Genomic DNA, 14,714 nt, shown 5'->3' on the forward strand with positions numbered 1-14,714 from the left:
CGGCAAGGCTGACGCTCAACTGAAGGCGAAGCGTTCGCCTTCCCCCCCCGCCGCGCTGTAGCTCAGCTCATGGGCCAGGCTGGCGAAGTTCACGCGCAGTACGGCCCATTCGCCGGCCCGCTCCCAGCGCAGGCTGAGTTCCTCGTCGCCGCTGGCCAGCAGCCGGAAGCTGCCACCGAAGGCGGGATGGCGGTTGCGCAGCCGGATCAGCTCGATGAGGCGGCGCACCACGGGGCGCTCGCACTCGGTGGCGATTTCGTCCGCGCCGTAGAAGTGGCGGTTGATGTCGCGGCCGACCTGGGTGCGTGACAGCAGCGCCATGTCGTTGTGGCCCGCGAGCAGCCCGACGTAGTAGACCTGGGGCACGCCCGGCAGGAAGAACTGGATGGCGCGGGCCAGCAGATAGGCGGTCTCGTCGCGGCCCATCGCGTCGAAGAAGCTGCAATTGACCTGGTAGAGGTCGAGGTTGCTGGCGGCGGCCCCCGTCGCACGCCGGCTCTCACCCTGGCTGGCGTCGTGGATGCGCTCGACCAGGGCGTCCAGCTCCTCGGGCGGCACCAGGCCGGGGTGGGCCTGGCGGTCGCCGGTGTCGGCGCCGATGTCGATGATGCCGATGCCGTCATGGGTGTCGAGCACGGTCAGCGCATTGGTCGGCCGGATGCCTATCCAGCGCTTCAGCGCGGCGGCAGTGCGGAAGTTGAAGGCATGCAGCACCAGCGGCGGCAGCGCGAAGTCGTAGACCCAGTCGACCTTGGACGCGATCTCGATCTGGCGCTGGTGATAGGCGTGGATCTCGACCAGCACCTCGATGCCCAGCGCCTTCGCCTCGCCGGCAAATTCACCGATGAAGTCGAAGGTCTCGGCCATCATGAAGCAGTTCTCGCCTGCCTTCTTGATGGCGTAGCCGACGGCGTCCAGCCTGACCATGCGGATGCCGTTGTCGGCGAAGGTTCGCAGGATGCCGCTGAGATAGGCGCGGCCCTGGGGATGGCGCACGGCGATGTCGATCTGCGCGGCGGTGAAGGTCGTCCACAGCATGCGGCGCTCGCCGGTCTTCAGCGTCACCGGGGCCAGCGGCAGGCCGGGGCGCGGGCGGTAGATGGCCAGCAGGTCGCGCTCGCGGGCGCCGTGCGGGAAGACGGCGTCCAGGGTCAGGAACAGGCCCGCATAAGCCGAGGCCTCGCCCTTCTCGGCGTAGTCCTGGAATTGCGGCGACTCGCTGGACATGTGGTTGACGATGACGTCGGCCATCACGTCCAGGCTCTCGGTCAGCGCCTTGACGTCGCCCCAGTTGCCCAGGCGCGGGTCGACCTGGGTGTGGTCGATAGGATCGAAGCCCGCGTCCGCGCCGTCGATGGCATGGAAGAAGGGCAGCAGGTGCACGCCGCCAAAGACGCCGGCCAGCGGGGACGACGGATCGCTGAGCAGTTGCTTCAGCCGGCGCAGGTCGGCGCCGTCGCGCTGGCCGCCCAGGCGGTCGACATAGGTGATGAGCTGGACTTGGTTCTTCATGAAAGCTTGGGACTCTTGACGGCTAGCACGCAGGCCGCGGCGACGGCCAGCAGCACGCCGGCGAGGCAGATGACGTTCTCGGGCCGGCCCGCCAGCAGGCTGTCGTAGAACAGGGGCAGCGTCACCGCCTGGATCAGCATGGGGATGACGATGAACATGTTGAAGATGCCCATGTAGACGCCGGCGCGCTCGGGCGGGATGCTGCCGGCCAGCAGCACATAGGGGTTGCCCATGATGGAACCCCAGGCCAGGCCGATGCCGACCATGGGCAGGAACAGCCAGGCCGGGTCGTGGATGCCGGGCAAGACCCACATGCCGGCGGCCGCACAGGCCAGCGCAAAGGCGTGCACCCATTTCGCGCCCAGGCGCCGGGTGAACGGCATCATCGCGAAGGCGGCGACGAAGGCGACGGCGTTGTAGAAGCCGCCGACCTGGCCGTTCAGCAGGGCCGCGTCGCGAAAGCCCGCACTGTGCGGATCGTCGGTGCCGAAGACCGTGGCGGCCAGCGTGGGCACGATGTAGATCCAGTAGCACATCATGCCGTACCACTGGAACAGCGCCATCCACCACAGCCGCCGCATCGTGGGCGGCATCTCGCGCAAGGCGGCCCAGATCTCGGCCAGCGCGGGGCCCAAGCCATGCGGCAGCGCGCGCAGCCGCGCCATCTCCTCGGCCGGCAATGGCAGCTCGGGCACCTTGTGGATGGACCACCAGACCGTCGTGAACGACAGCAGCGCGCCGATGACGAAGGCCAAGATCGTGACGACCGGGATGCCGTTGGCGCCCAGCGCGTCCTTGTTCATGCCGAAGGCCACGAGCAGGCTGGGCGTGAGGTAGGCCAGCGTCTGCGCCAGGCCCGTGAAGGAGGCCTGCGTGAGGAAGCCGCTGGCGTGCTGCTCCTCGCGCAGCCGGTCGCTGACATAGGCGCGATAGGGCTCCATCGTCACGTTGTTGGCCGCGTCCAGGATCCACAGCAGCCCGGCCGCGAACCACAGCGCGGGGCTGAAGGGCATGGCCAGCAGGCCCAGCGAACAGATCAGCGCACCGATGAGAAAGTAAGGCGTGCGCCGGCCGAGACGGTGCGTGGTGCGATCGCTCAGCGCGCCGATCAGCGGCTGCACGAGCAGGCCGGTGATGGGCCCGGCCAGCCAGAGATAGGGCAGGCTTTTGCCGTCGGCGCCCAGCATCTGGTAGATCGGGCTCATATTCGCCTGCTGCAGGCCGAAGCTGAACTGGATGCCGAGGAAGCCGACATTCATGTTGACGATCTGGGCGATCGACAGGTGGGGCTTGTTCATGGCTGCGCGTCCTCTGCGGGTAGCGCGTGCAAGGCCTCGCGCCAGGGGGTCAGCGCCGCCGGGTCGGTGGGCAGCGGACCGCGTACGCCGCAGATCATCGCGGCGTAGCGATTGCCCAGTTGCAGGGTCGCCCCCAGGTCGCGGCCCAGCGACAGGCCGGCCAGCAGCAGGGCCGTGAAGCCATCGCCCGCGCCGACGCTGTCGACGAAGTCCGGCTGGGCCACGCCCTCCCCCGTCGCCAGCAGGCGGCCCTGCTCGCCGTGCAGCGAGTAGCCGGCGGCGCCGCGCGTCAGCACCAGGCCCTGCAGCGCGAAGCGCGCCATCAGCGCCGGCAGCGTGGGCTCGAACCAGGCCAGCAGGCAGCCCAGTTCGTCCTCGTTGAGCTTGACCCAGTCGGCCAGCATCAGCGCTTCAGCCGCCAGCTCGGACGTGTCGGTGCCGGGGCGCAGGTTGAGGTCGAGCAGGCTCGGGCCTGAAGGCCGTCTCACGCGCTTGACCGCGGCGCGGATGGCGGCACGCGACACCACGTGACGCTGAGCCAGGCTGCCGAAGTAGACGATGCCGGCGTCGTCGGCTGCAGGGGCTTCGAGGTGGTCCCAGGCCGCGTCGGCATGGATTTCAAAGCGATGACTGCCACCCACGTCCTCATGTACGCTGACGCGGCCGGTGGCGCGGGCCGCGTCGCGCTGGATGCCGTCGACGGCGAGGCCGAAGCGAGCGGCGCTGTCCAGCACGAGGCGGCCGGCCGCGTCGTCCACGCCGATGCGGCTGATGAACCGCACCGGTGCCCCGAGCGCGGCCAGAGAGCGCGCGACGTTGAACGGCGCCCCACCGGCGACGGCACCGTCGTGGAACTCGTCCACGAGGGCCTCGCCGAGAACGAGGATGGGAATCATCTGCCGGCTCAGAAGCTGTAGCGCAGCGAGGCCTTCACGGTGCGACCCGTGTAGGCGCGCGCGGCACCGCGGCCGTCGTTGCTTTCGGTGTAGGCCAGCTCGTTGAAGAGGTTGTTGGCCGCCAGCGAGAGCGTGGCGCGTTCGGTGAGCGCGTAGCTCGCGAAGGCGTTGACGACGGTGTAGGCGGGCAGCGTGATGGTCAGCGAACCCGTAGGGCCGTCGTCCAGGCTCTTGGTCGTGCCGACGATGCCGACGCCGAACGTCAGCGCATCGTTGAGATTGACCGTCGGCGTGAGCTGGTAGACGACCTTGGCCTGGCGCTTCGGCGCGCGGCCGTCGGCCTGCTTCGCGTCGGTGTACGTCAGCCCACCCAGCACGTTGACGACGCCGAAGCGGGCCGAGCCCTCCAGTTCCAGGCCGTTGCTGCGGTAGCTGTTGGCCCTTGCGACGATGGGGTTGGTCGTCACGTCGACGTTGACCTCGTCCGTCTTGGCGTGGAAGAGCGTGGCGAACAGGCTCATGCCGTTGCCGCGGATCTTCACGCCGGCCTCGGCCTGCCTGACCTTGTTGGTCGGGATGGTGGGGCTCTTGCCGTTGACGAGGTTGGGGTTGTTGAAGAAGGTGATGCGATCGGCGTTGTAGGCGGCGCCGTCGGAGTAGCGGGCAAAGACGGACAGGTCCTTGCTCAGCGCGTAGTTGCCACCCAGCGAGTAGGACGTGCGACCAAAGTCGTAGTCGATGGCGTTGGGCTTGCTGAGGTCGTAGCTGACGCCGGCGTTGGACTGGTAGTAGGCACCGCTGGCCTTCTGGTTGTCGCGGCGCAGGCCAATGTCGGCGGACAGCGGGCCGGCCTCGTAGTTCAGCACCAAGTAGGGCGCATTGGTCGTGTACTTGCTGTCCTGGGTGTTGCTGCAGCAGCCACCGAAGCCGGGAGAGCCATTGACGATGCCGGGCACGTTCAACACGCGGGCACCCTCCCCGCTGGCCGACAGCGAGTACTGGTTGAAGTTCCACGTCAGGTCCAGCTGCTGCACCGAGGTGTAGAGGCCAGCCACGGCGCTGAGCCTGGCCTTGCCGCCGAGATCGAAATCGCGTGAGAACTTCAGGTCGTTGGCCATCAGGCCGGCGTTGTCGACCCTGGTGTTGAAGACGACGGCGGTGAACTTCGCCCCCGTATAGGCCGCACCGGCGTCGGGGCCGGTGGCGAGGGTCGTGCCGGCCGGCGCCGCAGCCACGTCGTCGCCGGGGAAGATGCCGATGAAGCGACCCGAGTTGCGGCTCCACGAGAACTTGTTCTGCAGCCGGAAGCCGCCGCCGGCATCGAGGTCGAGATCGGCGCCGAAGGCATCGCTCCTGGCGCTGAGGCCGTCGCGGATATTGCTGGTGGCGCGGGCGTTGGTCTTGGTCAGCGTGCTGTCCAGCGGCCAGGCCACGTCGTAGAAGGCGGCGCGGCGGGGATCCAGGCCGGGGATCTCCTGGATGCTGCCGTTCACATACTTCACCGGCGTCGGCATGAAGGTCGGCGTGTGATCGTCCAGATGCTTGAAGCTGAAGCGCACGTAGCTCTTGCCCTGCAGCTCGAAGGTCAGGTTGCCGCGCACCTGACCGCCGTTCTCGGTGCCATCGGCACCCTGGCGGCCGCCATCGCCGACGCGGTAGAAACCGCCGATGAAGAAGCGCGTCTTGGGCGCCAAGCGGCCACCGTAACCGAAGTCGACGCGGGTCTGCTCGAAGTCCAGGCCCTTGGTCAGCTGCAGGCTGCCGCCCTCTTCCAGCCCGGTCTTGCCGATGAAGTTGATGATGCCGCCCGGCGCGCCGGTGGCCAACAGCGCGGCCGAGCCGCCGCGCACGACTTCCAGGCGCTCAAAGCCGGCGTCGGCGCGCATCCAGGTGTCGGGCGTGGCGAAGGCGATGTCGCCGAACTGCAGCACGGGCAGGCCGTCTTCCTGGAACTGGATATAGCGCGCACCACCGGCCGAGACCGGAATGCCGCGCACGGCGACGTTGGCGTTCGATTCACCACCGCTGGCCTCGGCGCGGATGCCGGGCACGCCGCGCAGCAGGTCCGTCGAACTCGCGGCGGTGACGGCGGCGACGCCTTCGCTTTCGATGGTCGAGATGGCGACGCTGGAACGCATCTTGGACTTGGCCGTCGACGTGCCGGTGACGACGACGGCGTCGAGCTTGAGGCCATCGGCCGGCTCGGTGGCGGCGGCCTGCTGGGCTTGCACAGCGGCGCTCATCAGCGCGAAAGCCACGGCAGCGGACAACGGCTGGACGGACGGGCGACGGTGGTTAGGGCGTGGGCGGGTCATGGTGTCTCCTGGATGTCGGTATGCGGGCGCCCTCTGCGGGGCGGACCGGACCGGCTCCTGTCGAGCCTCGGTCCGTGCCGTCATTCTGCGTCGGTTCGATTTGTTTTGCAATCGATTGCATTTCGGTAGAAACACGTATTTAAATGACGACTAGCCACATACGACATCGCTTTTTGGAAACGATCGGCAGCGGGCAAAAAAAGCGGGTCGCCGTCCCCCTGGGGCGGGCACGCTCAGAGCGGGTCGCTCAAGTGTTCGGCGCGCTTTCGCGCAGCTTCAGATAGACCGGCAGGGTGCGCGGCCCGGCGCGCTCGCCGCGCAGTTGCCCCAGCAAGGCCTCCACCAGCTCGGCACCGGCCTCGGCCACCGGTTGATGCACCGTAGTCAGCGGGGGGTCGCAGTAGGCGGCCAGCGGCATGTCGTCATAGCCGATGACGGCCACGTCGCCCGGCACGCTGCGACCCGCTGCGCGCAGCGCCTGGATGGACAGCAGCGCCAGCACGTCGCTGCAGCAGAAGACGGCGTCGAAATCGCGCCTTGCCGCAAAGAACTCGCGCAGCTCACCGGTCGCCACGCCAGGCTCGAAGGCCGCCGGCAGCTCCAGCGCCGGGTCGGCCTGCAGGCCGGCGTGTTGCAGTGCCTGCTGATAGCCCTGCTGGCGCAGCCAGACCTCGGGCAGGCGGGCGTCGCCGACGAAGGCAATGCGCCGGCGCCCGAGCGCCAGCAGATGGCGGGTGGCCAGGGCGCCGCCCAGCACGTTGTCGCCGCCGACGCTGCAGTACAGCTGCTGGGGCATCTCGCCGCCCCAGACCACCAGCGGCAGCTTGCGCGCGGCCATGTCGTTGAGCTGGTCATGCTGGCGCCACTGCCCGATGAGGATGACGCCAATGGCCTTGCCGGAGTCGAACCAGTGCGAGGCCAGGTCCAGGCGCTCGGCGTCCACGCGCGACAGCAGCATGTCGTAGCCGCGGTCGGTCAACGCATCGGCGATGGAGCCGACGATGGACAGGAAGAAGGGATCGGAGATGTGCTGGCGGGACTTGGCGTCGTAGGGCACGACGACGGCCACCGTCTTGTTCTCCTGCAGCCGCAGGTTGCGGGCGCCGAAGTTGATCGAGTAGTTCAGCGAGCGCGCCAGCTCGGCCACGCGCTGGCGGGTCTCGGCGTTGACGAGCTCGCTGCCGTTCAGGGCCCGCGACACGGTCGACACCGACACGCCGGCCAGGCGGGCGATGTCGACCATCTGCAGCCGCCGCTGTTCGCCGGCACTGCCGTCGGGGGAGTCTTTGGACTTGGGCATCCGCGGCATCCTCGCAGGGCCGGGTGCAATCGACAAGCAGGGTGACCCAGAAAGGGAAAGGCCGGCTTGCGCCGGCCTTTCGGTCTCTGTCTCGCCTTCGGGCCGAGCGCCGGGCCCGCTCCCTAGCCGGCCCGCGCTGGCGATGTGCTTGCCGGTCGATCCGGCAAGCATCGCCGTCCCCTCGGGGGCTGAGGCCGGACACGGTGAGTCCAGTGGACTCCCCGTGCCTGCCGAAGAGCTGCGGCAGTGCCGCAGCGCGGTCTGCAAGACCGACCAGCCGAGCCGGCGTTCAGCCGGGCTCGACTGGGCGAGGGGCTCGTCAGTCGCGGGCGTAGATGTCCACGTCCTTGGTCTCGCGCACGAACAGCACACCGATGACGAAGGTCGCCGCGGCGATGACGATGGGGTACCAGAGGCCGTGATAGATGTTGCCGTTCTGGGCCACCATGGCGAACGTGATGGAGGGCAGCATGCCGCCGAACCAGCCGTTGCCGATGTGATACGGCAGGCTCATCGACGTGTAGCGAATGCGGGTCGGGAACATCTCGACCAGCATGGCGGCGATGGGGCCGTAGACCATGGTCACGTACAGCACCAGCACGAACAGGATGGCGATGACCAGCGGCACATTGGCCTTGGCCATGTCGGCCTTGGCCGGGTAGCCGGCGGCCTTCATCGCTTCGCCCAATTCCTTCTTGAAGGTGGCGATGGCCTTGGTGCTGGCTTCGTCGAACTTGTGCTCGGTCAGCTTGCTGGCGGTCGGGACGGCGATTTCCTTGTCGCCCACCTTGACGACGGTCGGCGCGCCTGCGGGGGCTTCGACGGTCTCGGAACTGGCCGAGGACTGGGCCAGGGCACGCTTGGCGATGTCGCAGGCACTGGTGAAGTCCACCTCACGCGCCAGCGGGCTGCCCTGGAAGGAGCAACTGGCCATGTTGGTGCTCAGCATGACCTTGGAGGTCTCCTGGGCCTTGGCGAGGTCGGGGTTGGCCGCGCTGGTCAATGCCTTGAACAGCGGGAAGTAGGTCAGCGCGGCGAGCAGCAGGCCGGCCATGATGATGGGCTTGCGGCCGATCTTGTCCGACAGCGTGCCGAAGATGACGAAGAAGGGCGTGCCCAGGATCAGCGAGATGGCGATCCAGATGTTGGCCGCGGTGAGATCCACCTTGAGCACCGACGTCAGGAAGAACAGCGCGTAGAACTGGCCCGAATACCAGACCACGCCCTGGCCGGCAACCAGGCCGAAGAGGGCCAGCAGCACGATCTTCAGGTTGCGCCATTGGCCGAAGGACTCGGACAGCGGAGCCTTGGAGGTCTTGCCCTCGGCCTTCATCTTCTGGAAGGCGGGCGACTCGTTCATGCTCAGGCGAATCCACACCGAGATGCCCAGCAGCAGGATGGAGACGATGAAGGGAATGCGCCAGCCCCACTCGCCGAAGTCCTTGTCCGACATCGAGTTCTTGACGCCGAGGATGACCATCAGCGACAGGAACAGGCCCAGGGTGGCCGTCGTCTGGATCCACGAGGTGTAGGCGCCACGCTTGCCGTGCGGGGCATGCTCGGCCACATAGGTGGCCGCGCCGCCGTACTCACCGCCGAGGGCCAGGCCCTGCAGCAGGCGCAGGCCGACCAGGATGACCGGGGCCGCGGCGCCGATGGTCGCGTAGGTGGGCAGCACGCCGACGATGAAGGTCGACAGGCCCATGATCAGGATGGTCACCAGGAAGGTGTACTTGCGGCCGATCATGTCGCCGAGGCGGCCGAACACCAGGGCGCCGAAGGGGCGCACGATGAAGCCGGCGGCAAAGGCCATCAGCGAGGCGATGAAGGCGGCGCTGGGGTCCAGGCCGGCAAAGAACTGCTTGGCGATGACGGCCGCCAAGGAGCCGTAGAGGTAGAAGTCGTACCACTCGAACACCGTGCCCAGCGAGGAAGCGAAGATGACCTTCTTTTCCTCCTTGGTCATCGGCGCGGCGGCCGTCGAAGTCGCAGTTGCCATGAAAAGTCTCCATCAGTTGTCGGGCCGCCCCACAGGCTTCCCTTGCTGCGACTATTCACACCGCCTCTGACCGTGTTCTGACGCCATTCTGAATCGAGGCTGACAAACCCCGCAGGAACCCGGAGTCAGCATTTCTCAATGCGAGATCAAATGATCCTCACGGGTAAATCCTGAGACGTTTTGAATCATGCCCGCAGGGCCAACGGCACTGCATGGTTCGCGATCCACGCTCAGTGTTTCCGGGTGATGCCGGGCCGGGCCTGAGCCGCCGATTCCCAGACGCCGCTGCGAAACCAGGGGTCGCCGTCCAGTGCCGCTCGCAGCATCGGCAACGCGTCCTGGCCCCAGAACAGCCGGCCTTCGAACTCGACCGTGGGCACGCCGAAGACGCCCAGGGCCAGGGCGGCCTCGGTCTCGGCGCGCAGGCGCTGCTTGACGGCCTCGCCGGCCGGATCCTGGGCCGGCGCCAGGCGCTCGGTCAGGGCCGCCAGGCGGGCCGCATCATTGGCATCGGCGCCTGCGCCGCGCCACACATGATGGAAGAGCTGCTCGACAACCCAGCGCCCCGGCGTGTCGCCCGGCTGGCCTTCGGGCGCTGCACAGGCCCAGGCCAGGCGCAGCAGCGGCAGCGGGTTGAAGGGATGCTGGGCCGGCGGGTCCAGCACGATGCCCTGGCGGTGGGCCAGCCAGGCGACCTGGCGGAAGGTCCAGCGCCGCTTGGCCTCGATCTCGGCCGGCCCCTTCTGGCCCAGGGCCTGCAACAGGGCCGCGAACAGGATGGGCCGGTAGACGACCTCGACGCTATGGCCGGCCAGGGCTTCCGGCAGGGCCTCGAAGCCCAGGGCCGCATAGGGCGAGATGGGGTCGAAATAGAAGGTCAGCCGCTTCATCGATCCTGTTCCTCCGAATGCGGCCAGGGCCCGAGCCACAGGCCGTGTCTATGCATCTCGACCCGCCTCTCGGGCAACTGGTCGAGGATGTGGCGCTGCACGGTTTCGGGCGCCCCACCCCAGCCGGCGATCTCGTTGAGGCTGCGCGCGCAGCCGCGGCACCAGCCGGTGGCCGCGTCCATCTGGCAGACGTTGACGCAAGGCGAGACGACCGCGGGTTTCATGCCTGGACGACGTCGATGACCGGGGCCCCGGTGATCTTTTCCAGCTCGCCCGGCGTCAGCTTGAACACGCCGTTGGGATGGCCCGCGGCGGCCCAGATGATGTCGAAGCGGAACAGCTCGCGGTCGATGAAGAGCTGGGGCGTGGCGAAACCCTCGGTCGGCGCAAAGCCGGCCGGCGACACGCCGCCGATGGAGAAGCCGGTGCGGGCCTTGACGAAATCGGCGTCGGCGCGGCCCAGCGGCCCGGTGTGGGGCTTGAGCTTGGCCTCGTCGACGCGCTTGTCGCCCGAGGTGATGACGAGGACGGCGGAGTCGTCTGCCTTGCGGCGGAAGACGACGGACTTGGCAATCTGGCCCAGGGTCACACCCAGCGCGTCGGCCGCTTCCTGGGCCGTGCGCGCGGCGACGTCCAGCCACAGCGGATGGTGGGGGTGGGCCAGCGCCGCCAGCGCGGCGCTGACGCGCTGGAAGCCTTCGGGACGGGTGTCGCGGGGATCGGGATCAATCATGGCCGCAATTGTGTCGCGGCCGAAGTGACTCGCCGTCAGTCGCGATCCTTGCCCTTGTGCTTGCCATGGCCCTTGCCGTGGCCCTTGCCCTGGTCGCCCTGGTCGTTGTCATTGCCGCGCCCGCTGTAGCGCTCCTGGTACCAGTCCTCGCGGACAAAGTAGACCGGCACGCCGCAGGCGTTGTACTTGGCGCAGTGCTTTTCCCAGTGCTTCTGATGGCCGGGCGGGATGCGCATATAGACGGGCTCGACATGCACGGGCCGGCGCTGCACCCAGACCGGCTGGGCCAGCACGACGGGCGGCGGTGCGACATTGCCGATGTCGATGCGCCCATAAAAGCCGGGCTGGCCGATCTGCACGGACACGCCGACATCGGTGGCCTGGGCGCCCCCCGCCAGCAAGGTCATCGCAACGACGGGGAGGAGGATCTTCTTCATGGTGTCTCCTTCAGGGGGTGGGCAAGGTGAAATCGAAGTCGTAGAAATGCTGGTGGCCTTCGACGCGGATGCGCATGCTGCCGGCCAGGCCGGTCAGCCCGGCGGTACCGGAGTCGGGCACGACGCTGATGTCGAGCGAGGGCTGGCCGCGGTTCATGCGGCCCTGGTGGACGAGGGCAAAGCTGCCCTCCCGCCCCTGCAGCGAGCCCGTCACCGTTTCCAGCGCCACATAGGCGGCCGAACCCGGGACGCTGCCATGGGTGGCCAGCATCTGGCCGGCGCCGCGCGCCTCGAGGGCGCCGTGGTATTGCTTGTCAAGCAGCATGCGGCCGATGGCCGGGCTCTGGCCTTCAGCGTCCCGGGCCGTCATGCCGACGCTGAATTCACCACTGATCGTCGTCACTGCAGTTCTCCTTGGAGCCTCTGCCCCGATTCGACCACGCTCAGGGCCTCGGCGGCCAGCGGCGTGAACAGGGGGTTGGCCACGCGCACCGGCACGACGTCGAGCCTGGCGCCGAGCACCGTGTAGTCCTCGCTGCCCAGCGTCGGGCTGCACCAGCCGGCCAGGCCGGGGCCGCGGCGCAGGCGGAACTCGAAGCCGATGTCGGCCATCGCGTCGCCGGGCCGGGGGTTGGCGCGATAGGCCAGGCCGCGCACCTCGGCAGACGGACCGTCAAGCAACTGCGTCAAGGCCTCGAGGAGGCAGCCATCGCCGAGGATGTCGAGGAAATAGCGGTCGGATTGCAGGCCGGGTTCGAAGTCCGGCGCGGCCGGGTCGATGCGCGGCTCGCGCAGCTTGTGGGCGGCTGGCGTCGTCGCGCCGCTGGCGAGGTCATGGCGGTCGCCCTGGTCGAGATAGGACAGGCGGGCACCACACAGGTTGAAGGCCGGCAGCGCCGCATCATGGGTGGCCTCGCCCAGGTCGACGAGGACGGCGCCGCTGCCGCCGATGACCTCGAGCTCGGTCCCCTTGATGACAACGGCGGCGTTTTCATCGACGCCCAGGCCCAGGCGATAGCCCAGGCCCAGCAGGGCTGGCAGCATGCGGCCGATGCGGCCGCGCTTCAGGAAATGCTGGTCGATGAGGAGGTCCGGGGCGACGAAACCGAAGCCGCGGTCGTATTCCTGGCCGGCCCGCCACTGGCCGCGCAGCACGGCGAGGTTGTCCATGGCGTCGCGGAACATCAGCCGGCTCATGACGGCGGCACCCGCGCTGGTGCCGGCGATGACGCCGCCGGCCGCGAAGACGGCGCGGATGGCGTCCAGCATGGCCGTGGACTTGCCGCCGGGCTGCAGGGTGTCGACGAGGTATTCCTGGGCGCCGCCGGAGAAGAACACCGCCCGGGAGGCCGCGACGCGGGCGATCAGCGCCGGATCGTTCAGCGTGGCTGCCAGGTCGACGCCCTCGAGGTGGGGCGCGAGGGGGACCGTCTCGGCGCGGGCGCCGCAGCGGTTCAGCGCGGCGACGATCTGGGCCGCGATGCGCTCGGGTTCATAGGCCGCGGTGGGGAAGACGGCGATGGCGGCGCCAGCGCCGCCGGCCTCGTCGACGATGCGCTGCCAGACGGCGTCGCTGTCAGCTTTGAGCGCGCCGCCAATGACGATGACGGTGCCGGCACGGGCGTGGGAGGTCAAGGTGGGCGAGAGGGCCCGGCGCAGGCACCGGGCGGGCAGGAATCAACAGCCCGTCATCATGGCAGCGCCAGGGCGCCCCCGGCAACCGGACATGCCCGGGGAAGCGCAAGCAGCCGTGAGCAAACGCTGCAAGCCGTCACTGCCCCGACGGAGCCGACGCCGCCGGAACCTGTATCGGCGGCACTGGGGTCTTGGGTGGCGTCCAGCCGCCGTAAAGCGGCATGGGCAGGCGCACCGGGCTGATGTCGAGGTAGAGATTGGTGACCGTGAACTGCTCGCCGCCAAACTCCTCGGTGCTCCAGCCCAGGGAATCCGAGCCCTTGTAGAGGCGGAACAGGAAACCCAACTCGGCCAGCGGGTCGTTGGCGCGCGGCAACACGTCGAAGGCCAGGCCCTTGACCTCCTTGCGCACGCTGTCGATGAGGCGGCTCATGGCGCCCGAGATGGTCGAGTCGCCCAGCATGTCGAGGTGAAAGACGTCGTCGGTGTAATAGGGCTTGAAGCTCGGCGACTCCGCGTCGTGCAGGTCGCCGCGCAGCTTGGGCGCCGACGGCGTCGTCGAGCGCGCGCGCAGGTGGTAGCGGTCGCCATGCTCGAGGTAGGACAGGCGGGCGCCCTGGATGTTGAAGGCGCCCAGGGACGGATCCATCCTGGCCTCGGTGACATCCACGATCAGGCAGCCGCGGTCGCCGATGACCTCGATCTCGTCTCCGCGGATGACGGCGGCCGTGTTCTCGTCCACGCCCAGGCCGATCTTGTAGCCCTTGACCATCATCAGCGGGATCATGCGCCCGAAGCGGCCGCGCTTGAGGAAGTGCTGGTCGACGAAGAGATGCGGGCCGACGAAGCCCAAGCCGCGGTCGATCTGCTTGCCCTCGGCAAAACGGCCCTTGAGGATGTTGATGACGCTGGGCGCGTCACGGAACATGATGGTGCTCATGATGGCCGCACCGGCGGAGGTGCCGGCAATGACGCCGCCCTTGCGGTAGACGTCCCAGATGGCCTCCAGCATGGGTGTGCTCTGGCCGCCGGGCTGCAGCACGTCGACGATGCGCTCCTGCACGCCGCCAGTGAAGAAGATGCCCTTGGCGGCCTTGACCTTGGCGATCAGGGCCGGGTCGCGCACGACCTTGTTCAGGTCCACCCACAGGAATTTGGGCGCCACCGGCAGGGCCTCGGCGATGGCGCCGCGGCGCTGCAGCAGATCGACGACCTGCTTGGCGCTGGCTTCGGGATCTTCGCTGGCGGTGCCAAAAACGACGAAGCGCGCGCCCTTGCCGCCGGCCAGCTGGACGATGCGCTGCCAGACCTCCTCGTTGTCGGCCTTCAGCGCGCCGCCGATGGGCACGGCATAGCCGCGGATGGCGGGTTCGCTGTCGACGACGGCGGGCGTGGGTGCCGGCGCCGGCGTTGGCGTGGCCGCAGCGGGCTTGGCCGGCGCCGGCGCATTGGCGCGCGGGGCCGAAGCCGGCGTGGCGGGGCGAAACAGCTTGAAACCCTGGGGCGCACTCGCCGCCGGTGCCGCTGGGGTGGCCGCCTGCACGCCGATGGCCATTGCCATGGCTGCCGTCGCGGCCCAGATCCTTGCCCTCATGCCCACTACCCTCCTTGGTCAGACCGCGCATGATGACAGAGGCGGGATGACCATTCGCCCCTAATTCGAACGACGACGGCGTGGCGCGGGCGAGACGAATCGACG

13 protein-coding genes are annotated in these 14,714 nt (G+C 68.5%); all 13 read right to left on the reverse strand.

Annotation, left to right across the window (positions count from 1 at the left end):
* Positions 1-15: 15 nt before the first annotated feature.
* The 13 genes from gtfA to J2X20_RS03430 all read right to left on the reverse strand — a co-directional run bounded on the left by gtfA (position 16) and on the right by J2X20_RS03430 (position 14,609).
* Positions 16-1,512: a sucrose phosphorylase gene (gtfA, locus tag J2X20_RS03370; protein ID WP_310260833.1), complete on the reverse strand. Its 1,497-nt coding sequence runs from the start codon at positions 1,510-1,512 to the stop codon at positions 16-18.
* On the reverse strand, positions 1,509-2,810 hold the full coding sequence (locus J2X20_RS03375) for an MFS transporter (protein ID WP_310260836.1): 1,302 nt from the start codon (positions 2,808-2,810) through the stop codon (positions 1,509-1,511). The genes gtfA and J2X20_RS03375 overlap by 4 nt, the downstream gene beginning before the upstream one ends.
* Positions 2,807-3,706, reverse strand: a complete 900-nt coding sequence (locus tag J2X20_RS03380; protein WP_310260839.1) for a PfkB family carbohydrate kinase — start codon at positions 3,704-3,706, stop codon at positions 2,807-2,809. The genes J2X20_RS03375 and J2X20_RS03380 overlap by 4 nt, the downstream gene beginning before the upstream one ends.
* An 8-nt stretch (positions 3,707-3,714) precedes the next feature.
* Positions 3,715-6,021, reverse strand: a complete 2,307-nt coding sequence (locus J2X20_RS03385) for a TonB-dependent receptor (RefSeq protein ID WP_310260842.1) — start codon at positions 6,019-6,021, stop codon at positions 3,715-3,717.
* Positions 6,022-6,268: 247 nt separating this feature from the next.
* Positions 6,269-7,321: a LacI family DNA-binding transcriptional regulator gene (locus J2X20_RS03390; RefSeq protein WP_310260849.1), complete on the reverse strand. Its 1,053-nt coding sequence runs from the start codon at positions 7,319-7,321 to the stop codon at positions 6,269-6,271.
* Positions 7,322-7,640: 319 nt separating this feature from the next.
* Positions 7,641-9,320 (reverse strand): MFS transporter, encoded by a 1,680-nt coding sequence (locus tag J2X20_RS03395; protein WP_310260853.1) that lies wholly within the window; start codon positions 9,318-9,320, stop codon positions 7,641-7,643.
* A 230-nt stretch (positions 9,321-9,550) separates the two neighbouring features.
* Positions 9,551-10,210 (reverse strand): 2-hydroxychromene-2-carboxylate isomerase, encoded by a 660-nt coding sequence (locus J2X20_RS03400; protein WP_310260856.1) that lies wholly within the window; start codon positions 10,208-10,210, stop codon positions 9,551-9,553.
* The gene (locus tag J2X20_RS03405; protein ID WP_310260858.1) at positions 10,207-10,434 is read right to left on the reverse strand and encodes a DUF1289 domain-containing protein; all 228 of its coding nucleotides are present in this window, start codon (positions 10,432-10,434) and stop codon (positions 10,207-10,209) included. Before J2X20_RS03405 ends, J2X20_RS03400 begins: the two co-directional genes overlap by 4 nt.
* The gene (locus J2X20_RS03410; protein WP_310260861.1) at positions 10,431-10,943 is read right to left on the reverse strand and encodes a YbaK/EbsC family protein; all 513 of its coding nucleotides are present in this window, start codon (positions 10,941-10,943) and stop codon (positions 10,431-10,433) included. The genes J2X20_RS03405 and J2X20_RS03410 overlap by 4 nt, the downstream gene beginning before the upstream one ends.
* A 35-nt stretch (positions 10,944-10,978) precedes the next feature.
* Complete coding sequence (locus J2X20_RS03415; protein WP_310260863.1) at positions 10,979-11,380, reverse strand: hypothetical protein; 402 nt, start codon at positions 11,378-11,380, stop codon at positions 10,979-10,981.
* A 10-nt stretch (positions 11,381-11,390) separates the two neighbouring features.
* Positions 11,391-11,783 carry a DUF3224 domain-containing protein gene (locus tag J2X20_RS03420; protein ID WP_310260865.1) on the reverse strand — a complete coding sequence of 131 codons (393 nt, stop codon included), beginning with the start codon at positions 11,781-11,783 and terminating at the stop codon, positions 11,391-11,393.
* Complete coding sequence (locus tag J2X20_RS03425; RefSeq protein ID WP_310260868.1) at positions 11,780-13,015, reverse strand: cyanophycinase; 1,236 nt, start codon at positions 13,013-13,015, stop codon at positions 11,780-11,782. The genes J2X20_RS03420 and J2X20_RS03425 overlap by 4 nt, the downstream gene beginning before the upstream one ends.
* A 136-nt stretch (positions 13,016-13,151) precedes the next feature.
* Positions 13,152-14,609 (reverse strand): cyanophycinase, encoded by a 1,458-nt coding sequence (locus J2X20_RS03430; protein WP_310260872.1) that lies wholly within the window; start codon positions 14,607-14,609, stop codon positions 13,152-13,154.
* Positions 14,610-14,714: the final 105 nt, after the last annotated feature.

The sequence above is a fragment of the Roseateles saccharophilus genome, from assembly GCF_031458095.1.
Classification (GTDB): domain Bacteria; phylum Pseudomonadota; class Gammaproteobacteria; order Burkholderiales; family Burkholderiaceae_C; genus Pelomonas; species Pelomonas saccharophila_A.